This window comes from Streptomyces sp. NPDC001980 (assembly GCF_040296885.1).
GTDB lineage: Bacteria > Actinomycetota > Actinomycetes > Streptomycetales > Streptomycetaceae > Streptomyces.
In genome coordinates, this window is the sequence record NZ_JBEOYD010000064.1 from 1 (window position 1) to 24945 (window position 24945).

A 24945-nucleotide genomic window follows, 5' to 3' on the forward strand; every position below is an offset into this window, starting at 1 on the left:
CCTAAAAGAAGGGGCGCTGCACAAGCGCCCCTTTAGGGGCGCGGGGAACTGCGCGAGCAACCACGACGGCGCCGCAGTCGGCAGATCAGCGGTCAGAACTCGTTGCCCCAGCAATAGCGGGCGATGGTCTCGACCAGCACGAGCTTCTTGCGCTGGTCCTCGGCTCCCAGGAGCGGCCGGCTCGCCACGTCCGCGAAGCCCCGCGACGGGGATACCGCGCCGTCCTCCAGGTCCTTGAACTCACCGAGCGCGTCCATACGGGACATCACGGTGTCGATGTCCTCCAGCTCCGGCACCGTCGCGTCGACCACGCCCAGGCAGAAGTCCCTGTCGTCCGGGAGTGCCGTGACGAGGTCGAGTTCGGCCTGCGTGCCCTGGTCGAACGGGAGGATCCAGCGGTCGGCGCCGACCGTGGCGTACAGCTCCTCCGCCCGTGCCCGGTCCACCTCGGCCGGGGCCGACCAGCCGGGGGCGACGCCGATGCGGACGCTCTCCGGGCGGTCGTCCAGTCGTACCGCCAGGGCGTCGACGGCCAGCGCGTCCGTGAAGGACAGTGCGCCGGATTCGGCCGGGTCGGTGCTCACCTGGGCCAGCAGGAGCGGGTTGTCGAGCTGGATCAGGCGGACGCCCTTCGACACCAGCAGCTCGATCTCGGCCCGGACGATCTCCGCGAGGGCCTCGCCCAGCTCGCGCGCCGAGGAGACGCCGAGGCCCGGCTGGAAGGTGGTGGCCGCCAGGTACGCCGGGGAGGGCAACGTGGCCTTCGGGGCGATCACCGTCAGTTCGGCGAGTTGGGCGGCCCGGTCGGCGAGCAGCGGGCCGTTGGCCTTGGGCAGGGATTCGGCGACCCAGTGGACCAGGCCGTCCGGGGCCGCCCCGTCGGTACGGCGGAACCCCGACACACCGTCGAGGACCGCGCTACGGAAGTCCTCGCGCGGGAAGTCGCCGTCGGTGACGACGGTGGAGCGGAGCTTGCGCTGGTAGGCGACCGCCTCCCGGACCGCCGCGTCGACGGCCTCCGGGTCGGCGGTGGACAGGCCTGCCGGGCGGACCAGGCTGCCGTGGTGGTCGATGCGGTAGTTGAACGTGTCCGCCATGGTGTCAGTCCTTCCCGCCGGAGCCGGTGACGCCCCATGCGGCGAACTCCAGCTCGTAGCCGAGCGCCTTCAGGACCTCCTCGGCGATCCGCTGGTCCTCGTCCGCGGTGCCGCCGGCGATGCCGAGCCCGCCGATGATCTCGCCGTCCTTCTTGATGGTGACGCTGCCCTCGGCGGCCATGATGGGAAGGGCGGCGCCCGGGAGTTGGGAGAGCTGGGCGAAGAAGACCGGCTGGCTCTCCTGCCACTTCTTCAGCATGGGTCCTGGACGCTGCATGACGGCCGCGGTGTAGGCCTTGGCGCGGGCGATGTCGGGGGTGAGCGGGCGGGCGCCGTCGGGGCGGCGGATGGCGATCGGGAAGCCGCCGGCGTCCACGACCGCGACGCTCACCGCCTTGCCGATCTCCTGGGCGCGCTGGTGGGCGGCGCCGATGATCTCCTCGGCGGCGGCCAGGGGGAGGCTGGTCATGCTGTTTCCTTCGGTGCGGTGAGGGTGCGACGGAGCCGGGCGACGGCCGCGTTGTACGGCTGGGGCGTCTCCCAGTACATGGAGTGCGGGGCGTCCGGGACGATCTCCAGGTGGGAGCCGGGCAGCAGTTCGTGCGCGCGGGTGACGGTCTTCACGCTGAGAACCGCGTCCTTCTCCCCGGCGAGGAAGGCGACTCGCACGCCGGAGGCCCGGATCTCGTCCAGGGTCGGGCCGTCGGTGTCGAGGTTGCGCAGGTCCTGCATCCTGGCCACGTTGAACGTGCCCATCTGCTGGAAGAGGAAGGTCAGGTCGGCCCGCTCCTGCTGGAACGATTTAGTCAACAGCCGGTCGATGACAGGGAGCTTCACGGCCTCCGCGCGGTCGGCCGCGGCCAGTTCCCGCAGCTCGGGGTGGCTGATGCCGCCCAGGGAGTGGCCGAGGACGACCGAGGAGACCCGTTCGGGGCGGAGCAGGCCGGCGCGCAGGGCGGCGACGGAGCCGATGGACTGGCCGACCAGCATGGCGTCGGTGATGTCCTCCTGGTCGAGGACGGCTACGACGTCGCCGGGGAAGTCCTGGCCGTCGAACTCCGCCATGGACGAGTCGGACTTGCCGAAGCCGCGCAGGTCGACGGTGAGGACCGTGAACTCCTCGCGCAGTGCGGCCACTTGCTGCCACCAGGCGGCGTGGTGGCCGCCGCTGCCGTGCACGAACAGGATCGCCGGGCCGCTGCCGTGGCGCTCGTAGTAGATGGAGGTGCCGTCGGAGTCGGCGATGGGCATGGGGTGAACTCCCGTATTAACGCGCTTAGTTGGGGCGGCGGCTGTGGTAGACGAGCTCGATCATCGTGTGGTCGGGGTCGTGGATGTAGCAGAACTTGGACTGGTTCTCGGGGCGTTCGATCGGCCGGGTGTGCCGGATGCCCAGTTCCTTGAGATGGGCGAGGAAGTCGTCCCAGTCGTCGACCTCGACGGCGAAGTGGTAGGGCGCCATGCGCTCCATCTCTTCGACAGGGGTGAAGTGCAGGTCGAAGGTGCCCCGGGTCATCAGCACCACGCGGGTGTTCGACTTGGGCATGATGCGCTTCATCCCGAAGACCTTGGTGTACCAGGCCGCGGTGCGGTCGGGGTCGGTGGTGGGGAAGTTGACGTGGTGGATGTAGCGGGGTTCCGCGGTCATGAGTGGTTGCCTTCCAGGTGTACGGGGTTGGACAGCACGCCGATACCGCTGATGGCGACCTCGACGGTGTCGCCGGGTTCGAGCCGGCAGGTGGACTCGGCGCCCATCCACAGCACGTCACCGGGGTGCAGGGTGATGTGCCGGGTGATCTCGACGATGAAGTCGAAGGGGTCGAAGACCATGTCCCCGGTCGGGAACGTGGCGCGTACCTCGTCGTTGACGCTCAGGGTGGTCGTCTGGGCGAGCGCGTCGACCTCGGTCTCGATCCACGGCCCCATCGGCTTGAACGTGTCGCTGTTCTTGCTGCGCCAGAACGTGCGGTCCTCGTGCTGCCAGGTGCGGGCGCTGACGTCGTTGCCGATGGTCCAGCCGAACACCGCCTTGCGGGCCTCGTCGTGGTCGGCGTACCGGACGGTGCGGCCGATGACGGCGACGAGTTCCGGCTCGGCCTCGAAGCGTCCGGTCACCTCGGCCGGCTTGACGATCGGCGAACCGTGGCCGGTGAGCGCGTTGTTGGCCCGGTAGCCGACCTCCGGACGCTCGGGCGTCGCGGCACCGGCGTGTGCGATGTGGCGGGGGTAGTTGTAGCCGACGGCGTAGAACACGCCCGGCACGACGGGCGGCAGCCACTCGGCGCCGACGACCGGGATGGTGCCGAGGACGTCGGGCTCGCCCTCCAGCGGTGACCCGGAGAGCAGCTCGACGCGGGTGTCCCGCACCCGGCCCCAGACCGCCCGGCCCTCCATCGAGACTCGCGCGTACCTCATGGCGTCAGCAGGTGGGAGACACGCTTGGTGATCAGGTAGGCGTCCAGGGCCTCCGGGCCGCCCTCCCGGCCGTACCCGCTGTCCTTGACCCCGCCCGAGGGCGCCTCGTGGACCGAGCCGCCGCAGTGGTTGAGGGAGAGGATGCCGGCCTCCAGTCCGTCGGAGAGCTTCTCGGCGGTGGCGGCCGACCTGGTGAAGCCGTAGGCGGCCAGGCCGTACGGCAGGGAGTTGGCGGTGGTCAGGGCGTCGTCGAGGTCACTGAAGGGCACGATCGGTGCGAGGGGCCCGAACGGCTCCTCGGAGAGCAGGTCGGCGTCCGCCGGTACGTCGGTGAGGACGGTCGGGGCGAAGAAGTAGCCGGGGCGGTCGAGCCGTTCGCCTCCGGTGCGGACCGTGGCTCCCTTGCGCACCGCGTCCGCCGTCAGCCGCTCGATCGACCGCAGCCGGCGCTCGTTCGCGAGGGGGCCCATCGTGGTGCCCTGCGTCAGTCCGTCGCCGACGACGACCGACTCGGCGGCCTTCACGAACTCGGCGGTGAAGTCCTCGACCAGGGAATCGTGGACGAGGAAGCGGCTGGGCGAGGTGCACACCTGGCCGGCGTTGAAGAACTTGGCCTGGGCGGCGCGGCGGGCGGCCTGTCCGGGATCGGCGTCGGCGCAGACGATCACCGGGGCGTGGCCGCCGAGCTCCATCAGGGTGGGTTTCATGACCTTGCCGGCCTCGGCCGCGAGGAGTTTGCCGACGGGAACCGAGCCGGTGAAGGCGATCATGCGGGTGACCGGGGAGGCGATGAGGTGGGCGGAGACCTCGGCTGGTTCGCCGAAGACCAGGTTCAGTACTCCGGCGGGCAGGCCCGCGTCCGCGTAGCACTCCACCAGGGCGGCGGCCGTGGCCGGGGTCTCCTCGGAGGCCTTGATGATCAGCGAGCAGCCCGCCGCGAGGGCCGAGGAGATCTTGCGGTTGGGGCCGCCGACCGGGAAGTTCCAGGGCACGAAGGCGGCGACGGGGCCGATCGGTTCGCGGCGGACGGTGAGGACCGTGCCGGGCGCGGACGGGATGATACGGCCGTACGCGCGGCGGGCGTCCTCGGTGTGCCAGCGCAGGGTGTCGGCCGTGCGCCTGGCCTCGCCCGTCGACTCGGCGAGGGTCTTGCCCTGCTCCAGGGTCATCACGCGGCCGATCTCGGCGGCGCGCTCGGCGATGAGGTCGGCGGCCCGGTCGAGGACGGCGGAACGCTTGGCGATCGAGGTCGCGCGCCACACCGTGAACCCGTGCTCGGCGGCTTCGAGTGCGCGGTCCAGGTCGGCGGGGGTGGCGAGGGGGACCTCGCCGATCGTCTCCCCGGTGGCGGGGTTGACGACGGGGGCGGTCCGTCCGGAGCCGCCCTGGCACCACTCGCCCGCTATGTACATGCGGACGGCGGGGTAGCCGTGGTCGGTGGTCATGAAGGGGTGCCCTCTCAGGTTCAGGACCAGGTTCAGGACGCGGTGGGGGCTTCCTGGTCGCGGTTGGTGCGCAGGGCCCAGATGTGGTGCGGCGGGGTCGTCTCGTGGACCCGGGTGCCGTACTTCTCGTCGGCGCGGTCCATGTCGGCCGCGTACTCGACGCGGCCGCCGCACGGGGCGTGCAGGAAGCGGAAGACGTTGGAGCCGATGGTGTGCCGGCCGAGCCTGCGGGCCTCGCGCCAGCCGTGCTCGATCATGTGGTTGCCGCCCTCGATCACGTCGTCGAAGCCGGGCACCTCGTAGGCGATGTGGTTGATCCCTGCCTTGTCGGGGCGGTGGCACAGCAGCATGGTGTGCTGGTCGTCGTCGCCCGGGGCCTGCATGAAGACGCCCATGGGCTCGACCACGTCGGTCGGCCGGAACCCGAGCCGGTCGACGTAGAACCCGACGGCTGCCTCGCGGCCCTCCTTGGGGATGTTCAGGGCGACATGGCACATGCGCAGCGGGCGGACCCGGGTGATCGGCTCCAGGGCGGTGTTCCAGCGGGTGACGCTGCCGAGCGTGTTGGCCGGGCGGGGCGTGACCGGGGCGGGCGTCGGGCGGGCCAGGGCCAGGCCGACGCCGAAGCCGGTCTCGTCGACGGTGTGGTGGACGCCGTCGGCACTCTCGCGGACGGCGCGGTCCCGGCCCGCCTCCGCCACCAGCCGTGCCAGTTCCTCCGGTGTGTCGACGCCCCAGACGACCTCGCGCAGCGTGGGCCCGCTCTCGACGGGCGCCGGAAGCAGCGGCGACGGCTGGGTGTCGAGGTGCAGGGTCTGGCCGGTACGGGTCTCGAACACCGCGTGCTCGTCGGTCCGTTCCACCATCGACAGCCCGAAGTCGTCGAAGAACCGGACGCATACGCCGAGGTCGTCGACGGCGTAGGTGACCGATTCGATTCTCTGGATTCCCATGGATTCCTCGTTTCCGGGTCGCCTCGCGAGCGTAGATTTCGGCTCGCGAGGGGCTCAATGGCCTGAGCTCTACGGAATGCGCAAGCGTTTCTTGCGGCATGGGCCACTCGGGCCGCGGGCCGCCCGGCCTACGACCGGATCGCGGGAATCGGGTTCTGCGCGAACCACTCGGCGAGGAAGTCCAGGAAGACGCTGATCTTGCGCGGGGTGTCCTGTCCCGGTCCGTAGATCGCGTACAGCGGGCGGTCGGGTACGGCGAGGCCGGGCAGCAGCACCTGGAGGGCACCGGAGACCAGGTCGTCGTAGACCGGGCGCTGGGGCAGCAGCGCGATGCCGCGGCCGTGCACCGCCGCCTTCTGGAGGGCGATGTAGGAGTTGGACGAGAACGCGATGTTGCGGATCTTGTGCAGGGTGCTGGTGTGCCCGTGGCCGATCCGCCAGACCGGGTCGTTGAGATGGACCAGGCAGTCGTGGGCCGCGAGGTCGTTCGGGTGGCCGAGCGTCCCGCACCGCTCGATGTACTCCGCGGAGGCGCACAGCACGAACGGCAGCGAGGCGATCTTCTTCAGCCGGACGCTGGAGTCCCTGAGGTCCCGGGTGTGGAAGGCGACGTCGAATCCGCTGTCCAGGAAGTCGTAGGTACGGTCCGACATCCCGCCGAGTTCGAACCGGACCTGGATCTTCGGATGCGTCGCCGAGAACGCGGCGATGGCGTCCCCGAGGTCGAGGCTGCCTATCCACTTGGGGCAGATGACGCTGAGGGTGCCCTCGGGCCGGTCGTGGAGCTGGGCGATGCCGGCGTCCTCGGCCTCGATCTCGTCGAGGATGCGGGCGGCGAACTCGGCGTAGCGCTGGCCCGGCTCGGTGAGGCTGACGGAGCGGGCGGTGCGGTTGACCAGCCGTACGCCGATCTGCCGCTCCAGCTCCGCCACGTGCCGGGACACCAGGGAGCCGGACGAGCCGAGTTTCTTCGCGGCCCCGCTGAAACTGCCGACCTGGGCGACGGTCACGAAGCTGTGCATGAGGAGCAAGCGGTCCATTTTTCCTCCGAACGCGCGTGCGGCTCGCTCGCGCTGGTCACCCACACAAATCGAATGTCGGCAATTCTGTCAACGGTTCTTCGCTTAAAAGATCGGCCGCGTTTCTCATGGTCAGGACCTGGATCGGGCTCCGGTCGGGGTGATCCGGCCATAACCGCGAACGTCCGGGAACGGGGGCTCCCGGTCGGCCTGGAGGTCCACCTGGAAGGTGTTCAGGCACATGCCGAGCATGGTGAAGTTGCCGAGCGCGCCGATCGTGTCGACCAGTCCCTTGGGACCGAAGTGCGCCAGGGCGCGGGCGAAGGTCCCGTCGGTGACGAAGTGCTCCTCCAGGACCTCCCGGCAGAACTGGTAGAACGCCTGGTCGGCCTCCTCCTCGAAGACCGCCTCACGCTTCTCGGCGATGGCCTGGACGGCCGCTTCCGGGATGCCGGCCTCGATCGCCTGGCGAACGTGGGCGTTCCAGGAGTACTGGGCGTCCCAGTTGCGGGCGGCCATCAGCAGGGTCAGTTCGCGCAGGTGCTCGGGGAGGCTGCAGTCGAAGCGGGCGAAGGCGCCGAGGGACTCCGCGCGTTCGCACATCTCCGGGCTGTGCAGCCAGACCCGGAACGGGCCGCGGACGGCGCCGCGGCGGCCCGCGATCCGGGCGGCCAGTTCCTGCTGGCGGGGGTTCATGTCGTCTTCACCGAGAACGGGGAGCCTCATGGGGCCGGTACCTGCCTTCTCTCTCCGGCGGCCGTGGATTGCCGGGTGAGGACGCTACAGCCGCTCCGCGGCCGCTCACACCTCCCGGAGCGCAAGGTAAAACTGCACGCCAGGGGGCACCCGTTCGCGTCCACGCGGCCTAGCGTCGGTCGGCGTACCGGGTACGTCGTAGTGGAGAGGAACCCCCGGATGACCACGATCATCAAGGCCGCGTCCGTGCCCCTGCTGGACCGGGGCGGTGCGGTGCTGTCGACACCGCTGATCACCACGCCGTCGGCGGGCGGGGAGAACCTCATCACCAGCGGGATGAGTGTCTACCCGGTCGGCTCCGGGGCGCCGTTGCACTCGCACAACTGCGACGAGCACGTGACCGTCCTGGAGGGCGAGGCGGAGGTGTGGGTCGACGGCGAGGTGACCCGGCTGGAGCGGTTCGACACCACGTACGTCCCGTCCCCCGTCCCACACCTGTTCCGCAACGTCGGCGACACCCCGCTGCGGATCCTGTGGGTGTATTCGTCGGGGTATGTCACGCGGACCTTCACAGCCACCGGAAAGACGGTCGAGCACCTGTCGGCCGAGGACCAGATGGGCTGAGGCCGGCGTGCCCTGGGACGTCCCAGGCGTCCCAGGGCACGCGGGGACGACATGGTGACGGTCCGGCACGGAAACGCTCCGAGTCGTGATCACGCTTCGTGGTCACGAGCACGACAGCACGGAGGTTTCCATGTCCCGTCGGATCCTGAAGAACGGCCTCCTGGCCACGGTCGCGGTGTTCGCGTTCCTGCCCACGGCCGGGGCCGCCACCGCGAGCGCCGCCACCCCGGTCCCCGCGCCCCAGGGAATCGTGCAGTACTACAACTACACCACCCTGCCCGCACCGGCCGGCCACCGCCTCCACACCCGGCACTACACGTACCGGACCGTGGGCCGGGTGACCACCCACCGCGTCCGCCTCAACGTCCGCTCCGGTCCGAGCACCCGCTACCACGTGGTGGGCCACCGTCACCACAACCGGCTCGTCCCGCTGGCCTGCAAGACGTACGGCGGCTCGGTGCGCGGCAACCACACCTGGTACCGGCTCCCGCACCACAAGGGGTACGTCTCCGCCCACTACGTCCGGGTCGGCCACGCCGTCCCGTGGTGCTGACGGGCCGTCACCGCCGTACTCCCTGACCGCAGAGGCCTGTTCGGGAACCCGCGTTCCCGAACAGGCCTTCGACATGCACCCCCTGAATCACCGACTTCACACCTGTTCGCCGATTGCGGGCCCGGTCCCGATGGGAAGCCATTCCGACAACAGGGGCGAAACGCCCATAGCGTAATGAAGTCGAGGCACGCAACATGCCGCACTCCGAAGGAGCGAGAACCACCCAGTCGGACGAGTCGCCGGCAGCGAGGCTGCGCGAACTGAAGGAGCGTACGGGACTGAGCCTCGCGGCACTGGCCGCCCGCACCCCGTACAGCAAGTCCGCGTGGCACCGCTATCTCTCCGGCGACAAACGGCCGCCGCGCGCGGCCGTGGAGGCCCTGGCCCGGCTCGCGGGCGCCGATCCCGCCGCCGTACTGGCGTTGTGCGAGGCCCCCGCGGGGCCGCCGGCCGCCGAGGCACCCCGGGAGGAGCGGCCGGCGAGGCGGTCGTGGCGGCTGCCGCTGACCGCGCTCGCACTGCTCGCCGTGGCCGGGGTGACGGCGGCGGCCGTGACCGTCTCGGACCGGCGCGGCACACCGGCCGCGCAGCCGGTGTCGGCGGCGCCGCGCTGCCACGGCCGGTCCTGCCAGGGCGAGTTGCCCGACGCGTCGGCGTGCGACCGGGACGCGCGGACCAAGAGCCGCGTCACCGGTGTCGCCTACGACGTCCGGCTGCGCTGGTCCCCGGCCTGCGGCACCGCCTGGTCCGAGGTGCGGCTGCGCACCCCGGTCGCGCGCGAGGTCTCGGTCCGGGCCGGGGAGGACGTGCTCTCGGCGAGCTATCCCGCCTCGGACGCGGTCGGCTACACCAGCCCGATGCTCGCGGTGCCGGCTCCCCGGGGCGTGGAGGCGTGCGCCGAGGTGGCGGGACAGCTGGCGTGCACCGGACTGGAGGCGGAGCCCACCGGAGAACCGTAGGAAGGCGCCGCGCCCGTGGAAGGAGCGCGGCGCCGGACCGGTCCGGGGGCCGGTCAGTGGGCGGCGACCAGCTTCTCCCGGTCATTGCCGGCCTGCGGCTGCCTGGCCGAGCGCAGGGCGGCGATGCCGATGAACACCATCGAGGAGACACCGGCCAGCGCGAAGGCGGTGAAGCCCCACTCGCCGTTGCCCGCGGCGAGCAGCTGGCCGCCGAGCCACGGGCCGAAGACCGCGCCGAAGCGGCCCATGCCCGAGGTCCAGCCGACGGCGGTGGCGCGGTTGTCCGGGGTGGAGCGGATGGAGACGGTCGCGTAGATCATCGTCTGGGCGCTGTTGAGGAAGACACCCGTGAGGAAGACGACCAGGGTGGTCACACCCATCGGCATATGGGCGCTGAGCAGGTAGACGCCGACGGCGGTGAGGGCGAACCAGATCGCCGCGATGCGCGGGGCACCGAACCGGTCGGCGGCGCGGCCCGCGACCAGCATGCCCACGATGCCACCGAGGTTGAAGACGACGACGAAGGTCAGGGCGTTGGTGAGCTCGTAGCCCTCGGTGCGCATCAGGGTCGGCAGCCAGGTGGCGACGCCGTAGACCAGGAGCAGACCGCCGAAGGAGGCCAGCCAGTACAGCAGGGTCTGGAGCCACTCGCCGCCGCGGAACAGGTTGAGCAGCGCGTCCCAGCGGTCGGCGGCGGTCTTCTTGGCGGCGACGGCGGGCAGTTCGACCTCGTAGCGGTCGGCCAGCGCGGTTGCCTCTTCGGTGCGGCCCTTGGCGACCAGGAAGCTCAGCGACTCGGGCAGGAGCTTCAGCAGGACGGGGACGAAGAGCAACGGGAGCACGCAGACCCAGAAGGCGGAGCGCCAGCCGAACGGGTCGACCAGCCACTTGGCGACGTACGCGGACAGGATGCCGCCCGCGTGGTGGGCGGTCATCAGCACGCCGATGGTGATCGCGATCCGGCCGCCCTTGGCGTAGTCCGAGACCATGCTGATCGCGGTCGGCAGCAGCCCGCCGAGGCCGACGCCGGCCAGGGTGCGGCCGAGGCCGAAGACCGCGAGGCTCCCGGAGATCGCGCAGATGCCGGAGGCGAGCGAGAACAGCGTGACGCAGGCGATCATCAGCTGCTTGCGGCCGATCCGGTCCGCGACCGTGCCCGCGGTCAGGGCGCCCACCAGCATGCCGAAGGTGGCGTAGGAGCCGAGGTCGCCGGCCTTGTCCGGGGTGATGCCGAAAGTCTTGGTCTCCAGCAGGTGGGGCAGCACCGAGCCGTAGATGAACATGTCGAGACCGTCGAAGAGCACGGCCAGCCAGCACAGGCCGACGACCAGCAGGGCCAGTCTGCTGCCGCGAGCGGACAGGGCGGTTGAGGAGGACATCTTTGTTTTCCTCTCGTCCAGGATGCGTTCCCTGGAGGGGAAGCGGTAGAGGGGGGTCGACGCGGCTCGTGCGGCTGACCCGTGGTGCGTAGACGCTAAGGATTGGCGACCAAAAACGTCAACACTTTTGTCAACAATCACAGCAACAATCCGGACACCCCAGGTGGCAAAGGGGGTGGGCGACGCGCCATGCCGCGTCGCCCACCCCCCGGATGTCTGCCGTGACCGGATCAGCCCACCGGTGGTGTCCCGTGGGTGTGGAAGGACTCGATCGTCTTCAGACCCCAGGCCTGGCCCTTGGCGCGTTCGGCCTCCGTCCAGGTGACCAGCGGCCAGTCGGGGGCCAGCACCAGCCGGGTGAGCGGGTTGCACAGCTCGATGCGGTTGCCGCCGGGTTCGTAGACGTACAGGAAGAACGTCTGCTGGATGGCGTGCTTGTGCGGGCCGGTCTCTATGAACACGCCGGTGTCGATGGCGAGGTCGGCGGCGCGCAGGATGTCCTCGCGGGTGTCGGTCGCGAAGGCGATGTGGTGCAGCCGCCCGGTGGAGCCGGTCCAGTCGGAGGTGTAGACGACGTCGTACGACTTGTGGGTGAAGGTCAGCCAGCGGGCCGCGATCGTCCCGTTGTCGAGACGGACCTGCTCGGTGGACCTGGCGCCCAGCACCTGTTCCTGGAACTCGGCGTTGGCGAGCACGTCGGCGGCCAGGAAGTTGACGTGGTCCAGGCGGCGCACGCCGACGCCGCGATTGGGCTTGGCCTGCGGCTGGTTCTTCAGCGCGGGCTTCAGCTCGTCCGGCGCCCGGTAGTGCTCGCTCTCCCAGTAGAGCGCGTGCTCGTGGCCGTCCGGATCGGTGGTGACGTAGAGCTTGCCGAGGCCGGGCTCGTCCTCGACCCAGTGGCCGGTGCCGCCCGCGTCCTCGACCGCCTTGATACGGCGGTGCAGGGCCTCCTCGCTGGAGGTGCGCAGGGCGAGCCGGCCGAGGCCCGGCCGGTCGCGGGCGGTGAGGACCAGGCTGTGGTGCTCGTAGTCGTCGTACGTGCGCAGGTAGACGGTGTCGCCGTCCTGGCCGTTGACGGTCAGTCCGAGGTAGTCGGTGAAGAAGGCGACGCTGGCGTCCAGGTCCGGGGTGAACAGCTGGGCGTGGCCGATATGGGCGATGTCACCGAGGGGCGGAGCCATCGTTGCCTCCTTGAGGTCGTGCGGGAAGGGCGGCGGCGCGCGGGAAGACGGTGCCGTCGAAGATCTTGCGGGCGGTGCGGACGACCGCGGTGCGGCGGGCGGCCGGCGGGGAGCCGTCGGAGCCCGGGTCGACGCTGGTGTCGATCTCCAGGAATCCGGTGGGGTGTTCGATGCGGACACGGTCGCCGTGGTCCGGGAGCCGGACGATCCCCTCCGCCACGCTGCCGGACAGCCTGAGCCCCGCGGCCACGCTGGCGGCGCCGAGGACGCCGATCGAGGTGTGGCAGCGGACGGGGATGAAGGTCCGGGTGGTGACCGCGCCGCCGTCGCGGGGCGGTGCAAGGAGGCTGAGCTTGGGCACGGTGGCGGTCTCGACGTCGCCGAGGCCCATCAGCTTCCCCGCCGCCAGCCGGATCTCGTGGAGGCGGTCGGCGAGCGCCAGGTTCTCCTCCAGGTCCCTGGGCGTCTCGTAGCCGGTGACACCGAGGGCGTCGGCCGCGATGAGCACGGTCGGCATGCCGTTGTCGACGCAGGTCACCGCCGTGCCCGCGACGGTGTCGCGGACGTTGCCGGTGGGCAGCAGCGGGCTCTCGGCGGCGGGGAACTCGATGACCACCGGGGCGGCCGTGCCGGGCACCCCGGAGATCTCGGCGTCCCCGGTGTAGTCGACGCGCCCACCGGGGGTCGGGAAGGTGGCGATGGCCGGCTCCCCCGTGTTGAGCATCCGGATCCGTACCGAGGTCTCGCCGTCACCGGCGGCCACGAGCCCCCGCTCCACGGCGAACGGCCCGACCCCGGCGAGGATGTTGCCGCAGTTCTGACGGTCGGTCACTTCCGGTCGGTCGACTGCGACCTGGAGGAAGAGGTAGTCGACGTCCGCCGCCGGGTCGTCCGACACCGAGACGACCGCCACCTTGCTGGTGAGGGGATGCGCTCCGCCCAGGCCGTCGATCTGGCGCGGGTCGGGGCTGCCCATCACCCGCAGCAGCAGGTCGTCCCGGGCGGCGGGGTCCGCGGGCAGGTCCTCGGCCAGGAAGTACGCGCCCTTGGAGGTGCCGCCACGCATCAGCATGCAGCGCACCTCCGCGGGCCCGGTCATGTGCCCTGCTCCTCGTGCTCCTCGTACGTCCTGTACTCGACGCCGAGCCGCTTGAGGGTCTCGCGGAGCCCGTAGCGGTCCAGGCCCAGCTGGCCGTCGATGAACGCGGCGCGGGTCGCGGCCTCCTTGGCCTCGCGGGCCTCGGACTTCTCGGCCGTCTCGCGGACGCGCTCGCGGGGTACGACCACGACCCCGTCGTCGTCGGCGAGGACGACGTCGCCCGGGTTGATCACCTGGCCGTCGATCGCGATCGGCACGTTGACCGAGCCGCCGGTGGCCTTCACCGTGCCCTGCGAGGAGACCGCCCGGGACCAGGCGGCGAAGCCCATGTCGCGCAGCTCCTGGGTGTCGCGGATGCCGGTGTTGAGGACGACCCCGCGCACCCCGCGCTGCTTCAGCGCGGTCGCGAACAACTCGCCGAACAGCCCGTCCGTGCACGGCGAGGTCGTGGTGACGACCAGGATGTCACCCTCGCCGCACTGCTCGACGGCCGCGTGGATCATGAGGTTGTCGCCGGGCCAGCTGAGCACGGTGACGGCCGTGCCCGCGACCCGCACGCCCTGCTGGATCGGGCGGATCCCCGGGCCCAGCAGCCCGGTTCGCCCCATGGCCTCGCTCACGGTGGCGACACCGAAGCCGGCGAGGGCGTCGACGTCCTTCAGCTCCGCCTTCGGCGGGTCGGTGACGATCACGCCGCTCATGCCAGCTCCTTCGCGATCTGCGGGAACGGCCGCATGAACGCCTCGGCCATGGTGTTGTGCGCCAGGCCCAGGTTGGGTCCGGCGTTCCGCTTGAGCTGGACGCCCCGGCGGACGGCGAGGTCGGTGTAGTAGGCCCACAGGTGCTGCTGGGCGCCGAGGCACTCCATCGCCTTGCGCTTGGTCTCCCAGACCTCGGTGATGTCGAGCAGGACCTCGGGCCGGAAGCCGCTCATCTCGGGCTGGTGCGGCTCGAAGTAGAAGACCGGCGGGGCGCCGATGATGTCGCCCTCGCCGGGGTAGCCGATGGCCTGCGCGAGGATGCGGGCCTCCAGGGCCATGCGGTTGGCGGCCGGGTGGTCGCCGTTGTAGGGGTCCTCGACGGGGTGGGTGAGCACGACGTCGGGCTGGGTCTCCCGGTAGACGGCGACAAGCTGGTCGGTCAGCTCGGCGGTGGCGACCAGCGGGTAGTCACCGGCGTCGAAGAACCGGACCTCGGCGCCGAGGGCGGCGGCGGCCTTCTCCGCCTCCTCCCGGCGTATCGCCTTGATCTCCGCCAGGTTCCTGCCCTCGCGCCATGCCTTGGCGGACTCCCCGCGTTCGCCGAAGGTCAGGCAGGCGATGGTGACCTTCTCGCCCCGGGACGCGGCCAGGGCGATGGCTCCACCCGCCCGCCACACGAAGTCCCCGGCGTGCGCGGTGACGACCAGGGCGGATCGCGGTGGAGTTGTGGCCGGCGCGTTGGCGTGCGTCATTGAAAAACTCTCCTTGGTGGACAGGTGTGCGCCCACCCGGCCCCGGGCGTGCTCAGTCGCGCAGTGCTTCGATCACGCTCGTGAGGTGGGCGCGGACGGCCGCCTCGGCCGCCTGCGGGTCCCTGGCCCTGATCGCCTCGATCATCGCCAGGTGCTCGCTCAGGGAGTGCTGCGGACGTCCCGGGCGCAGCGCCAGCTGGAAGCGGTGCCGCACCAGTTGGGCGTTGAGCCGCTCCAGCAGTTCCACGGCGGTCTGCTGGCCGGAGATCAGCCGGATCCTGGCGTGGAGTTCCTGGTTGAGCTCGGAGTAGGTGACCGGTTCGCCGTCGGCGACGGCCTTGGTCATGGCCGTACCGAGGTCCGCGAGGTCGGCGAGCTGCTCGTCGCTGGCCGCGACGGCCGCCTTGGCCGCACAGAGTCCTTCCAGGACCATGCGGCACTCCGTGATGGCGACCGCTTCCTCCACGGTCACCACCCGCACCCGCGAGCCGCGGTTGCGGATCCGCTCGACCAGTCCCTGGGCCTCCAGATCGATCAGTGCCGCACGGATACTGGCCCGCGTCACACCGAACTCCTCGGCGAGCTCGTTCTCCACCAGCCGCTGGGCCGGGGCCATCTCGCCGTGCAGGATCGCCTGCCGCAGCTGCGTGAACGCATGCTGCTTGGCCTGCTCTCCGGTGCTCGGACGGGCTTCCTTCGGCATTGCGCCCTCCCTGAGTGAGTGCCTGTCGAACGTAAATCTAGCCAAACAAGATTGTCAACAATTTTGTCTGCCGTATTGCCGGGACAATCCGGTGCCCGGCGCGCTCAGCCGGTGCGGTACAGCTCGCTGAGCAGTTCGAGAACGGCCTGATGGGCGGGGTGCGGATCGTCCCGCCACCAGGCCAGCCGGACGACGACCGGCTCGGCGTCCCGGACCGGCCGGTAGGCGATGCCGGGCCGCGGGTACTGGTTGGCGGTCGACTCGGCGGTCACACCGACCGCGCGGCCGGCTCCGATGGCGGTGAGCCAGTCGTCGACGTCGTGCGTCTCCGCCACGACCGGCCGCGACTCCGGCGGCCACAGCTCCGGGGTGGTGGTGCCGGTACGCCGGTCGACCAGGAGGATCCTGCCGGTGAGGTCGGCCAGGCGGACGGTCCGGCGCCGGGCCAGTGGATCGTCGGCGGCCAGCGCGCACAGCCGCCGCTCCAGCCCGACGACGGCCGAGTCGAACCGCCGGTCCTCCAAGGGCCGCCGCAGGACGGCGAGGTCACAGGCCCCTTCGCCGAGCCCCGCGGAGGCCGTGTTCACCCGGACGAGATGCAGCTCGGTCCCGGGGTGCGCGGCGGTCCAGCCGCGCTGGAAGGCCACGGTGTGCCGCCCCACCGCCGACCAGGCGTACCCGATCCGCAGCCGGGACGGCCCCGAGGCGGCCTCCTGGACCAGGTCGGCGACGTCCGCCAGCACCCGCCGGGCCCGCTCCACCACCCGCACCCCGGCCGCCGTCGGCGTCACCTCGCGCGAGGTCCGCCGCAACAGCCGTACCCCCAGGGCGCGTTCGAGACCGGCCAGGGTGCGGGAGACCGCCGCCTGGGACACCCCCAGGGCGATCGCGGCGTCGGTGAAGGTGCCCTCGTCGACGATGGCGACGAGACAGCGCAGCTGCCGCAGCTCGACCTCGTTCATGCACCAAGCGTATAGATCCCGGCACGCATGCATTGTGCGCAACCGCCGGCCGGACGGACTCTCCTCCCATGCGACGACGAGCCCTCGAACGCCCGCTCTCCTCCCCCGCGATCCCACCCGCCGCCCCGCATCGGCTCTCCGGCGTGGCGACCATGTTCGGCAGCGGCCTGTCCAACCAGACCGGCGCGGCCGTCGGTTCCCTCGCCTTCCCGGTCCTCGGCCCCCTCGGCGTGGTGGCGGTACGGCAGTACGTGGCCGCGCTCGTCCTCGTGGCCGTCGGACGGCCTCGCCTGCGCGCCTTCACCTGGCGGCAGTGGTGGCCGGTGCTGCTGCTCGCGGTGGTCTTCGGCACGATGAACCTGACCCTCTACACCGCGATCGACCGGGTCGGCCTGGGCCTGGCGGTCACCCTGGAGTTCCTGGGCCCGCTCACCATCGCCCTGGCCGCGTCCCGCCGCCGGCTGGACGCGGGGTGCGCGGTCCTGGCCGCGGCGGGTGTGGTGGTGCTGATGCGCCCGCAGCCGTCGACGGACTACGCGGGGATGGGCCTGGGCCTGGTCGCCGCGGGCTGCTGGGCGTCGTACATCCTGCTCAACCGGGTGGTCGGCCGCCGGATACCGGGGGCGCAGGGCCCGGCAGCAGCCGCGAGCGTGTCGGCGCTGACGTTCCTGCCGATCGGAATCGCGGTGGCGGTACGGCACCCGCCGACGGCCGGTGCGGTGCTCTGCGCGGTGGCGGCGGGCGTTCTGTCCTCGGCGGTGCCGTACCTGTCCGACCTGCTGACCCTGCGCAAGGTCCCGGCCCAGACCTTCGGCCTGTTCATGAGCGTCAACCCGGTACTGGCGGCGGTGGTGGGGTGGGTGGTGCTGGGGCAGAGCTTGGGGGTACCGGAGTGGGCGGGGATAGGAGCGGTGGTCGCTGCAAACGCGGTCAGCCTGGCGCCCCATTAGGGGCGCGGGGCTGTATCAATATGCGGCTCCGCCGCGTGGGCGCGACCAGCCCCCACCGGCCCGCAGTTCACCCCAACCGGTCCCACCCCGCCCTTCAGCCCACGGCTTCCTTCCAAGCGGCTCCCACCGCAACCGCCTGCCGCCACCCCCGGATCACCTTCGGCGGCACCCCCACCGCAAGCACCCCACCCAACCGCTCCCCCCTCCGATACCCGGCGACGAACCTCCCCTCCCCCAACTCCCCCTCCAGGACCCGCACTTCCTCATGTCCCCGCAGATACCCGTACGCCTGGATCTTCATCTCGTACTGGTCGGACCAGAAGTACGGCACCGGCGCGAACACCTTGCGGGCCTCGGGGTGGAGGAGATTGCGGGCCGCGGCCATCCCCTGCTCCGCCGCGTTCGTCCGGTGCTCGATCCGCATCGGGACCCCGAACAGCGGGTTGTACCAACGGGCGACGTCGCCCGCCGCGTACACCCCCCGCGCGGCCTCGCAGTACTCGTCGCAGACGACCCCGTCGCCCACGGTCAGCCCGCTGCCGGCCAGCCACTCGACGTTGGGCAGCGAGCCGATCGCCACCAGCACCTCGTCGGCCTCGATCTCCTCCCCGCCGGCGAGCAGCACCCCTTCCTCGGTCACCTCGCGCACCGCGACCCCGGTCCGCAGGTCGACGCCCCGCTCCAGGTGGGCCCGGGACAGCACCCGGCCCACCTCCTCGCCGACCGCGTGCGCGAGCGGCACCGCCGCCGGTTCCAGGAGGGTCACCCGCGCACCCAGCTTCCAGGCGACGGCTGCTGCCTCGGCGCCGAGGAACCCGGCGCCGACCACCACCAGCCGCCGCCCCGGCCCGAGCCGCTCCCGCAGGGTGAGCGCGTCGTCGAGGGTGCGCAGCACATGCGCGCCCTCCCCGGGCAGCCGGCGCGGCCGCACCCCCGTGGCCACGATCAACCCGTCGTAGGGCACCGCCGAGCCGTCGGCCAGACGCACCGTACGGTCCGCCACGTCCAGCCCGCTCGCCGCCACCCCGAGCCGCAGGTCCAGCCCCAGGGAGTCGAGTTCGTTCGGCGCCCGCAGTGTCACCCGGTCCGGCTCCCACTCGGCCGACAGCACCTGCTTGGACAGCGGGGGCCGGTCGTACGGGGTGCGGAGTTCGTCGCCGACGAGGGTCAGCGTGCCGTCGTAGCCCTCGCGGCGGAGTGTCTCGGCCGCCGCGAGTCCGGCCGCCGAGGCGCCCACGACCACGATCCGGTTCACTGCTCCACCAGCCGGATCGCGGCGGCCGGGCAGATCGCCACGGCCTCGCGGACGGCGTCGAGGGTGTCCTCGGCGGGTGTCGCGTCCAGGACGAAGGCGATGCCGTCCTCGTCCCGCTGGTCGAACACCTCAGGGGCGGCGAGGACGCACTGCCCGGATGCGACGCACTTCGGTTCGTCCAGTTCGACATGCATGGTGTTCTCCTTGCTGGGTGTGGGGGCTGTGCGTGGAGGGGAGCCGGTCACCAGGTGACGGGGAGTTCGTAGACGCCGTAGACGGATCCGTCGTGCTTGAAGGGCAGTTCGCCGATGCCGGAGGCGAGCCGGAGCCCGGGGACGCGGCGGTAGAGGGTGCCGTAGACGACCTGGAGCTCCATCCGGGCCAGCGGCTGGCCCAGGCACTGGTGGACGCCGAAGCCGAACGCGACATGACGGCGGGCGTCGCGGGTGAGGTCGAGGCGGTCGGGGTCGGGGAAGGCCTCGGGGTCGCGGTTGGCGATGTCGTTCGGCATGATCACGCCCTCCCCGGCCCGGATCACCTGTCCGGCGACCTCGATGTCGGCCAGGACCGCCCGGCGCCGGCCGCCGTGCACGATGCTCAGGTAGCGGAGCAGTTCCTCCACCGCGGAGGCGATCGGCCTCGGGTCGTCGGTGCCCCGCAACAGGGCCAGCTGTTCCGGGTGTTCGAGGAGGGCCAGGGTGCCGAGGGCGATCATGTTGGCGGTGGTCTCGTGCCCGGCGAGCAGCAGCAGGACACCCATCTGCGCCGCGTCGGTGCGGGTCAGCTCCCCCGACTCCACCCGGGCCACCAGCCCGGAGAGCAGGTCGTCGCCGGGGTGCGTCATCTTCTCGCCCATGAGCTCGTCGAGATAGCCGATCAGCTTCCCGTGGGCGGCCATCCGGTCTTCCATGGCCGCGTCCCGCTTGATGAGGATCTTGCTGTTCTCCTGGAAGAAGTCGTGGTCGTCGTAGGGCACTCCGAGGAGCGCGCAGATGACGAGCGAGGGCACCGGGAGTGCGAACGCCTCGACGAGGTCGACGGGTTTGGGGCCGGCGAGCATCTCGTCGATCAGGTCGTCGACGATCTTCTGCACGGCCGGGCGCAGCGCCTCGACGCGCTTGATCGCGAACGGCGCGGTGACCATCCGGCGCAGCCGGGCGTGCTCGGGGTCGTCCATCAGGATGAAGCTGATGTTGTTCTTGCCGTTGCTGGGGGCCTGGAGCGGATAACCGGGCCGGGTGAGGTCGGCGCTGACGCGGGGGTCGAGCAGCACGGCACGCTGGTCGGCGTACCGGGTGAGCAGCCAGTAGTCCTTGCCGTCCCAGAGCCTGACCTTGGTGAGGGGACCCTCCTCCTGGGCGGCGCTCAGGGCCGGGGGCGGGTCGAAGGGGCATCCCGTGGCCCGGGGCATCGGGAACTCGGGGACCGGTGCGGACGGGCCGGGTTCGGTGCCGGTCAGGGTGTCGGCCATCTCTGTCTCCTCAAGGTGGGGGGATGAGCACATGCAAACAGCGTGGGCTGACCACTTCCGGTCAGTTCCCTGACACCAAGCTGACGTGGCCCAGGTCACACCACGATGTCGTCGACATAACCCGTGCATCGGACAGACATCGTAAACTCCTTTATAGACAGCGGACCTTGACGTCACGGGTGATACCACGCAACCGCCCGGCCGGTCGGCCGCTCCCCCACCCCCGCGGCCCTGCCGGACGGGCCACACGACCACCCGGGCAATTTGCTCATGGGTTCCCTCGCGAAGCGGTCACCCGGGCCCCGACAGCTCCCCCAGCCAGTAACCGAAACCCCTCCGGGTGTGGATCAGCGAGGGGCCGCCCCGGTCGACCTTGCGCCTGAGCCGGGAGACCAGCTGCTCGATGGCGTTGTCGCCCCGGAACTCGCCCCGGACGTACCGGCTGATCTGCTCCTTGGACAGCACCTTCGGGGAGTTGACCAGGAGGTGGCGCAGCAGCCGGTACTCGGCGGGCGTGAGGTCGAGGGTGCGGCCGCCCCGGCGGGCCCGGCAGGTGCCGTCGTCCAGGACCAGGTCGGCGTGGTCCAGCGTGCCGCCCCGGCGGCCGGCGCCGCCCACGCCTCGGAGCAGCACCTTGACCCGGGCGAGAACCTCGGCGATCCGGACGGGCTTGGTGACGTAGTCCCGCTCACCGGCGCCGAGTTCGGGGACCAGTCCGGCGAGGGACTCACAGGCGGCCAGCAGCAGGACCGGCGGCCGGTAGGCCGGTTTGAGGCGGCCCCCCTGGGCGAGGTCGTCGAGGCCGGGCAGTTCGGCGTCGATGACGACCAGGTCGAACCGGTGCTCCACGAGACGCCGCGCCACCTCGGCTCCACTGCCCGCGGCACCGGTCCGGTAGCCCGCCAACTCCAGTGTGGAGGTGAGGAGTTCAGTGGCGTCCCGGTCACCGACGGCGACCAGCAGCCGCTGTCCGCTGCCGCGGGCGAGCAAGAGGGGCGAGGGAGAGCCGCCGTTCACGGGGTGACCCATTCGTTCGAGGCGTCGGCAATTCGCTTGCTTGACTCAAGTAAGCCACATGTGCTTGCCTAACTCAAGTAATCGGGGTCGTCCTGAGCGGAGGCCGCCCCGAGGGCCTGCCCCCGGCGGGCCCGCGCGCCGGAACCCGTGGGGACGGGAGCCGGCGCGGCCCGCGGGCCGGACGCCGGCTCACTCCCCCCGGTCCGGGGCCGGCCCGCGGGCGTCTCCTCGGCCGCACGGCCCGGCGAACCTCCACCACCGGAAAGCGCACGCACCACCAGAAAGCGAGAGTCACCCCATGGCCACGATGAAGTCCGTACAGACCGGTGGCGTCGGCAGGATCGAGGTCGTGGACGTCGAGCGTCCGGTGCCCGGTCCGAAGGACGTGCTGCTGAGGATCCGCGCGGGCGGTATCTGCGGCACCGACGTCACCTTCCTGCACATGGGCGGCATGCCCGCCCGCGCCCACCTGGGCGGCGACCTGGTCCCGATCGCCCTGGGCCACGAGCCGGCCGGCGAGGTCGTCGAGGCCGGCGCCGAGGTCACGGGGCTGAAGACGGGCGACCGGGTGGTGGTGAACCCGCAGGACGCGCCCACCGGGATCATCGGCTGCGGCGGCCGGTACGGCGCCCTCAGCGAGTACCTGCTGATCGAGAACGCCGAGGTAGGCCGGAGTGTCGCGGTGTTCCCGGACACCGTGCCGTTCGAGGTCGCCTCCCTCAACGAGCCGATGGCCGTCTCCCGGCACGCCGTCAACCGCTCTCAGGCCACGCCGGACGACAAGGTGGTCGTCTTCGGCGCCGGGCCGATCGGTCTTGGCGCGGCGATCTGGCTGAAGCTGCGGGGCGTCCGGCACGTGGTCGTCGCCGATGTCATCCCGGCCCGGCTGGAGAAGGCGCTGGCCGTGGGCGCGGACGCCGTGATCAACTCCGCCGAGGAGGACGTCACCGCACGGCTTACCGAGCTGCACGGGCAGAGCGCCAACGCACTGGGCCAGCCCCGCCCGGGCACCGACGTCTTCATCGACGCGGCCGGCGCCCCGGCCGTCTTCAACACCGTGGTGGCCAACGCCAAGTGGCACGCCAGGCTGGTCATGGTCGCCGTGCAGAAGAAGGGCGAGATCGACCTCGGCGGCATGCTGCGCAGCGAGCTGACCCTGGTCGCCTCGCAGGGCTACCCGACGGAGATCTTCGAGGTCACTCCCGAACTGGTCGAGCACCACGAGCGGTTCGCGAAGCTGATCAGCCACCGCGTCCCGTTCGCCGACGTCCACCGCGCCTTCGAACTGGCGCTGACGCCGGGGGCCGCGGAGAAGGTCGTCGTCACCTTCGACGCGTAGCGGAGACGGGCGCCAGCCACAGCCCGAGGAGCGCGTCGGTGAGCCCGGTGGCCGCGTCGCTCCAGGTGGCGCGCGGAGTGGCGGTGCCGTCGGCCAGGGCGCGCTCCCGCTCGGCGCAGGTGTGCAGGATCAACGTCCGTGCCATCAGGCCGCGTTCGGCGCGGACCTCGGCGGGCAGTTCCGGCAGCCGCCGGTTCAGCGCGTCGACGGCCCGGCGCAGCGACGGCGAGGTCAGGGACTCCTCGACCATGATGTCGTAGAGGGCGGGGTCGGTCATGACCTGGGCGCAGAAGCGGGCGTACCAGGTCGGGCTGCCCAGGCTCGCGAGGTGTTCGGTGATCGGGCGGACCAGGCAGTCCACCCGGTCGCGGATGTCGTCGGAATCGCCGGTCTCGGTCAGCAGGCGGACCCGGATCTCCTCGATCCGGTCGAAGTGCCGGGCGGCGACGGCGCGGACCAGGTCGGCCTTGGTGCCGAAGTGGTAGCCGACCGCGGCGTTGTTGCCCTGGCCGGCGGCCTCGCTGACCTGGCGGTTGGAGACGGCGTACACGCCCTGTTCGGCGAAGAGCCGCTCCGCCGAGTCCAGGATGGCCTCCCGCGTCGCGCTGACCTGGTCCGCCCGCGCCGTCCTGCCCGCCATGCCCACCACCGCTCCGGGACCGGCCACCACCCGGTCCGGCCGGTCCCGCGAGCCGCACCGGGGCCCCGCCCGAAGCGGCGGGGTCCAGCCGAAGAAGCCTACGCGGCAGGGCCGCGGAGTGCGGAAACACCCTGCCAGTAAAGTAAGTCAAGCGCCTGACTTAAACAATGCTCAGTCGCACATGTCCTGCCTACGGAGGCCCTGTTCCATGTCCGAAGCCCCTCTCCAGCCCGCCGGGTCCACGAGACCGGCACAGCCGAAGCCGAACGCGGTGGTGGCGGTGCTGGCCCTGTCCGGTATCACCGTCTCGTTGATGCAGACCCTGGTGATCCCGATCGTCCCGGAGCTGCCGAAGTACCTCAACGCCTCCGCGTCCAACGCGGCCTGGGCGGTGACCGCGACCCTGCTCGCCGCCGCCGTGGCCACCCCGGTGGCCGGCCGGCTCGGCGACATGTTCGGCAAGCGGCTGATGCTGCTGGTCAGCCTGGTGCTGCTGGTCTGCGGCTCGGTGGTGGCCGCGCTGAGCGACACGCTGGTCCCGATGATCGTCGGCCGTGCCCTGCAGGGCCTCGCCGCCGCCGTGGTCCCGCTCGGCATCAGCATCATGCGCGACGAGCTGCCGCCGGAGCGCCTCGCGGGCTCGACGGCGCTGATGAGTGCCTCGCTGGGCGTCGGCGGCGCGCTCGGTCTGCCGGCCGCGGCGTTCATCGCGGACCACTACGACTGGCATGTGCTGTTCTGGACCTCCGCCGCCCTCGGTGTCGTCGCGTTCGCGCTGGTCATGCTGCTGGTGCCGGAGTCCAAGGTGCGCTCGGGCGGCCGTTTCGACGCGGTCGGCGCGGTGGGCCTCGCGGTCGGCCTGGTCTCGCTGCTGCTCGCCGTCTCCAAGGGCGCCGACTGGGGCTGGGCGAGCGGCACCACGCTCGGCCTGTTCGCGCTCGCGGTCGTCGTGCTGCTCGCCTGGGGCTTCTTCGAACTGCGCACCGCCCGGCCGCTGGTCGACCTGCGCACCACCGTCCGCCGCCAGGTGCTGTTCACCAACCTCGCCTCGATCGCGTTCGGCTTCTCGATGTTCGCGATGTCCCTGGTGCTCCCGCAGCTGCTGCAGCTGCCCACCCAGACGGGCTACGGCCTCGGCAGGTCGATGCTGACGGTCGGCCTGGTGATGGCACCGCAGGGTCTGGTGATGATGGCCTTCGCACCGCTCTCGGCCGCCATCACCAAGGCCAAGGGGCCGAAGGTCACGCTCATGATCGGTGCGGTGATCGTCGCCGCGGGCTACGGCCTCAACATCGTCCTGATGTCCGAGGTCTGGCACCTGATCCTGGTCTCCTGCATCATCGGCGCCGGTGTCGGCTTCGCGTACGGCGCGATGCCCGCGCTCATCATGGGCGCGGTCCCGGCGTCGGAGACGGCCGCCGCGAACAGCCTCAACACCCTGATGCGGTCCATCGGCACGTCGGTGGCCAGCGCCGTCGCCGGGGTGATCCTGGCCCAGATGACCATCAGCCTCGGCGGCACCACCCTGCCCTCGGAGAACGGCTTCAAGGTGGTCATGGCGATCGGCGCGGGCGCGGCCGTCCTGGCCTTCGTCCTCGCCTCCTTCCTGCCTGGCCGCCGCCCGGCGGAGACGGAGTCCGTTCCGGCCCCGGCAGCGCCCGCGGCCGAGTCCGTGCACTGAGCCGCGGACGGTGATCCGCGGCGGGGCGGGCCCTGCCCCCGGCGGGCGGCCCGC

Annotated in this window: 27 protein-coding genes; 6 read left to right on the plus strand and 21 right to left on the minus strand. The window is 71.4% G+C overall.

Annotation, left to right across the window (positions count from 1 at the left end):
* Positions 1-92 precede the first annotated feature (92 nt).
* From ABT137_RS47310 to ABT137_RS47350, 9 genes are all read right to left on the minus strand, one after another.
* Positions 93-1097, minus strand: a complete 1005-nt coding sequence (locus tag ABT137_RS47310) for a methionine synthase II (cobalamin-independent)-like protein (RefSeq protein WP_351719430.1) — start codon at positions 1095-1097, stop codon at positions 93-95.
* 4 nt (positions 1098-1101) lie between these two features.
* Positions 1102-1566 (minus strand): GlcG/HbpS family heme-binding protein, encoded by a 465-nt coding sequence (locus ABT137_RS47315; protein WP_351719433.1) that lies wholly within the window; start codon positions 1564-1566, stop codon positions 1102-1104.
* Positions 1563-2348: an alpha/beta fold hydrolase gene (locus ABT137_RS47320; RefSeq protein WP_351719435.1), complete on the minus strand. Its 786-nt coding sequence runs from the start codon at positions 2346-2348 to the stop codon at positions 1563-1565. Before ABT137_RS47320 ends, ABT137_RS47315 begins: the two co-directional genes overlap by 4 nt.
* Positions 2349-2373: 25 nt before the next feature.
* A complete protein-coding gene (locus ABT137_RS47325; protein WP_089102621.1) occupies positions 2374-2745 on the minus strand; it encodes a VOC family protein in 372 nt (123 codons plus the stop codon).
* Positions 2742-3512, minus strand: a complete 771-nt coding sequence (locus ABT137_RS47330) for a fumarylacetoacetate hydrolase family protein (RefSeq protein WP_351719437.1) — start codon at positions 3510-3512, stop codon at positions 2742-2744. Before ABT137_RS47330 ends, ABT137_RS47325 begins: the two co-directional genes overlap by 4 nt.
* Positions 3509-4957: an NAD-dependent succinate-semialdehyde dehydrogenase gene (locus ABT137_RS47335; RefSeq protein ID WP_351719440.1), complete on the minus strand. Its 1449-nt coding sequence runs from the start codon at positions 4955-4957 to the stop codon at positions 3509-3511. The genes ABT137_RS47330 and ABT137_RS47335 overlap by 4 nt, the downstream gene beginning before the upstream one ends.
* Before the next feature lie 32 nt (positions 4958-4989).
* On the minus strand, positions 4990-5910 hold the full coding sequence (locus ABT137_RS47340) for a VOC family protein (RefSeq protein WP_351719443.1): 921 nt from the start codon (positions 5908-5910) through the stop codon (positions 4990-4992).
* 128 nt (positions 5911-6038) lie between these two features.
* A complete protein-coding gene (locus ABT137_RS47345; protein ID WP_351719445.1) occupies positions 6039-6950 on the minus strand; it encodes a LysR family transcriptional regulator in 912 nt (303 codons plus the stop codon).
* Between the two features lie 111 nt (positions 6951-7061).
* On the minus strand, positions 7062-7625 hold the full coding sequence (locus tag ABT137_RS47350) for a carboxymuconolactone decarboxylase family protein (protein WP_351719512.1): 564 nt from the start codon (positions 7623-7625) through the stop codon (positions 7062-7064).
* Between the two features lie 219 nt (positions 7626-7844).
* Here ABT137_RS47350 and ABT137_RS47355 point away from each other — a divergent pair, with 219 nt between their 5' ends.
* The 3 genes from ABT137_RS47355 to ABT137_RS47365 all read left to right on the plus strand — a co-directional run bounded on the left by ABT137_RS47355 (position 7845) and on the right by ABT137_RS47365 (position 9761).
* A complete protein-coding gene (locus ABT137_RS47355) occupies positions 7845-8249 on the plus strand; it encodes a cupin domain-containing protein (protein ID WP_089102627.1) in 405 nt (134 codons plus the stop codon).
* A 130-nt stretch (positions 8250-8379) separates the two neighbouring features.
* Positions 8380-8802: an SH3 domain-containing protein gene (locus ABT137_RS47360; protein ID WP_351719448.1), complete on the plus strand. Its 423-nt coding sequence runs from the start codon at positions 8380-8382 to the stop codon at positions 8800-8802.
* A 194-nt stretch (positions 8803-8996) separates the two neighbouring features.
* Positions 8997-9761: a helix-turn-helix domain-containing protein gene (locus ABT137_RS47365; RefSeq protein WP_351719451.1), complete on the plus strand. Its 765-nt coding sequence runs from the start codon at positions 8997-8999 to the stop codon at positions 9759-9761.
* A 53-nt stretch (positions 9762-9814) separates the two neighbouring features.
* Here ABT137_RS47365 and ABT137_RS47370 read toward each other — a convergent pair whose 3' ends face one another.
* The 7 genes from ABT137_RS47370 to ABT137_RS47400 form a co-directional block, all read right to left on the minus strand.
* Complete coding sequence (locus ABT137_RS47370; RefSeq protein ID WP_351719454.1) at positions 9815-11140, minus strand: MFS transporter; 1326 nt, start codon at positions 11138-11140, stop codon at positions 9815-9817.
* A 230-nt stretch (positions 11141-11370) separates the two neighbouring features.
* The gene (locus ABT137_RS47375; RefSeq protein ID WP_351719456.1) at positions 11371-12321 is read right to left on the minus strand and encodes a catechol 2,3-dioxygenase; all 951 of its coding nucleotides are present in this window, start codon (positions 12319-12321) and stop codon (positions 11371-11373) included.
* On the minus strand, positions 12302-13420 hold the full coding sequence (locus ABT137_RS47380; RefSeq protein ID WP_351719459.1) for a 4-oxalomesaconate tautomerase: 1119 nt from the start codon (positions 13418-13420) through the stop codon (positions 12302-12304). Before ABT137_RS47380 ends, ABT137_RS47375 begins: the two co-directional genes overlap by 20 nt.
* On the minus strand, positions 13417-14121 hold the full coding sequence (locus ABT137_RS47385) for a 4-carboxy-4-hydroxy-2-oxoadipate aldolase/oxaloacetate decarboxylase (RefSeq protein ID WP_351719461.1): 705 nt from the start codon (positions 14119-14121) through the stop codon (positions 13417-13419). The genes ABT137_RS47380 and ABT137_RS47385 overlap by 4 nt, the downstream gene beginning before the upstream one ends.
* The gene (locus ABT137_RS47390; RefSeq protein WP_351719463.1) at positions 14118-14873 is read right to left on the minus strand and encodes a PIG-L deacetylase family protein; all 756 of its coding nucleotides are present in this window, start codon (positions 14871-14873) and stop codon (positions 14118-14120) included. Before ABT137_RS47390 ends, ABT137_RS47385 begins: the two co-directional genes overlap by 4 nt.
* Before the next feature lie 52 nt (positions 14874-14925).
* On the minus strand, positions 14926-15576 hold the full coding sequence (locus ABT137_RS47395) for a GntR family transcriptional regulator (protein ID WP_351719465.1): 651 nt from the start codon (positions 15574-15576) through the stop codon (positions 14926-14928).
* 104 nt (positions 15577-15680) lie between these two features.
* Positions 15681-16538, minus strand: coding sequence for a LysR family transcriptional regulator (locus ABT137_RS47400; protein WP_351719467.1), 858 nt, complete (start codon positions 16536-16538; stop codon positions 15681-15683).
* Between the two features lie 143 nt (positions 16539-16681).
* Here ABT137_RS47400 and ABT137_RS47405 point away from each other — a divergent pair, with 143 nt between their 5' ends.
* Positions 16682-17488, plus strand: coding sequence for an EamA family transporter (locus ABT137_RS47405; RefSeq protein WP_502984706.1), 807 nt, complete (start codon positions 16682-16684; stop codon positions 17486-17488).
* Positions 17489-17582: 94 nt separating this feature from the next.
* Here ABT137_RS47405 and ABT137_RS47410 read toward each other — a convergent pair whose 3' ends face one another.
* From ABT137_RS47410 to ABT137_RS47425, 4 genes are all read right to left on the minus strand, one after another.
* Positions 17583-18743: an NAD(P)/FAD-dependent oxidoreductase gene (locus ABT137_RS47410; protein ID WP_351719470.1), complete on the minus strand. Its 1161-nt coding sequence runs from the start codon at positions 18741-18743 to the stop codon at positions 17583-17585.
* Positions 18740-18937 carry a ferredoxin gene (locus ABT137_RS47415; protein ID WP_351719471.1) on the minus strand — a complete coding sequence of 66 codons (198 nt, stop codon included), beginning with the start codon at positions 18935-18937 and terminating at the stop codon, positions 18740-18742. The genes ABT137_RS47410 and ABT137_RS47415 overlap by 4 nt, the downstream gene beginning before the upstream one ends.
* Positions 18938-18984: 47 nt before the next feature.
* Positions 18985-20214 (minus strand): cytochrome P450, encoded by a 1230-nt coding sequence (locus ABT137_RS47420; RefSeq protein WP_351719474.1) that lies wholly within the window; start codon positions 20212-20214, stop codon positions 18985-18987.
* 291 nt (positions 20215-20505) lie between these two features.
* A complete protein-coding gene (locus ABT137_RS47425; protein WP_351719475.1) occupies positions 20506-21243 on the minus strand; it encodes a response regulator transcription factor in 738 nt (245 codons plus the stop codon).
* Between the two features lie 286 nt (positions 21244-21529).
* Between ABT137_RS47425 and ABT137_RS47430 the strand changes: the two genes are divergently transcribed.
* The gene (locus ABT137_RS47430) at positions 21530-22570 is read left to right on the plus strand and encodes a zinc-dependent alcohol dehydrogenase (protein WP_351719478.1); all 1041 of its coding nucleotides are present in this window, start codon (positions 21530-21532) and stop codon (positions 22568-22570) included.
* Here ABT137_RS47430 and ABT137_RS47435 read toward each other — a convergent pair.
* Complete coding sequence (locus tag ABT137_RS47435; RefSeq protein ID WP_351719480.1) at positions 22554-23210, minus strand: TetR/AcrR family transcriptional regulator; 657 nt, start codon at positions 23208-23210, stop codon at positions 22554-22556. The genes ABT137_RS47430 and ABT137_RS47435 overlap by 17 nt on opposite strands.
* A gap of 208 nt (positions 23211-23418) precedes the next feature.
* Between ABT137_RS47435 and ABT137_RS47440 the strand changes: the two genes are divergently transcribed.
* On the plus strand, positions 23419-24891 hold the full coding sequence (locus ABT137_RS47440; protein ID WP_351719482.1) for an MFS transporter: 1473 nt from the start codon (positions 23419-23421) through the stop codon (positions 24889-24891).
* Positions 24892-24945: the final 54 nt, after the last annotated feature.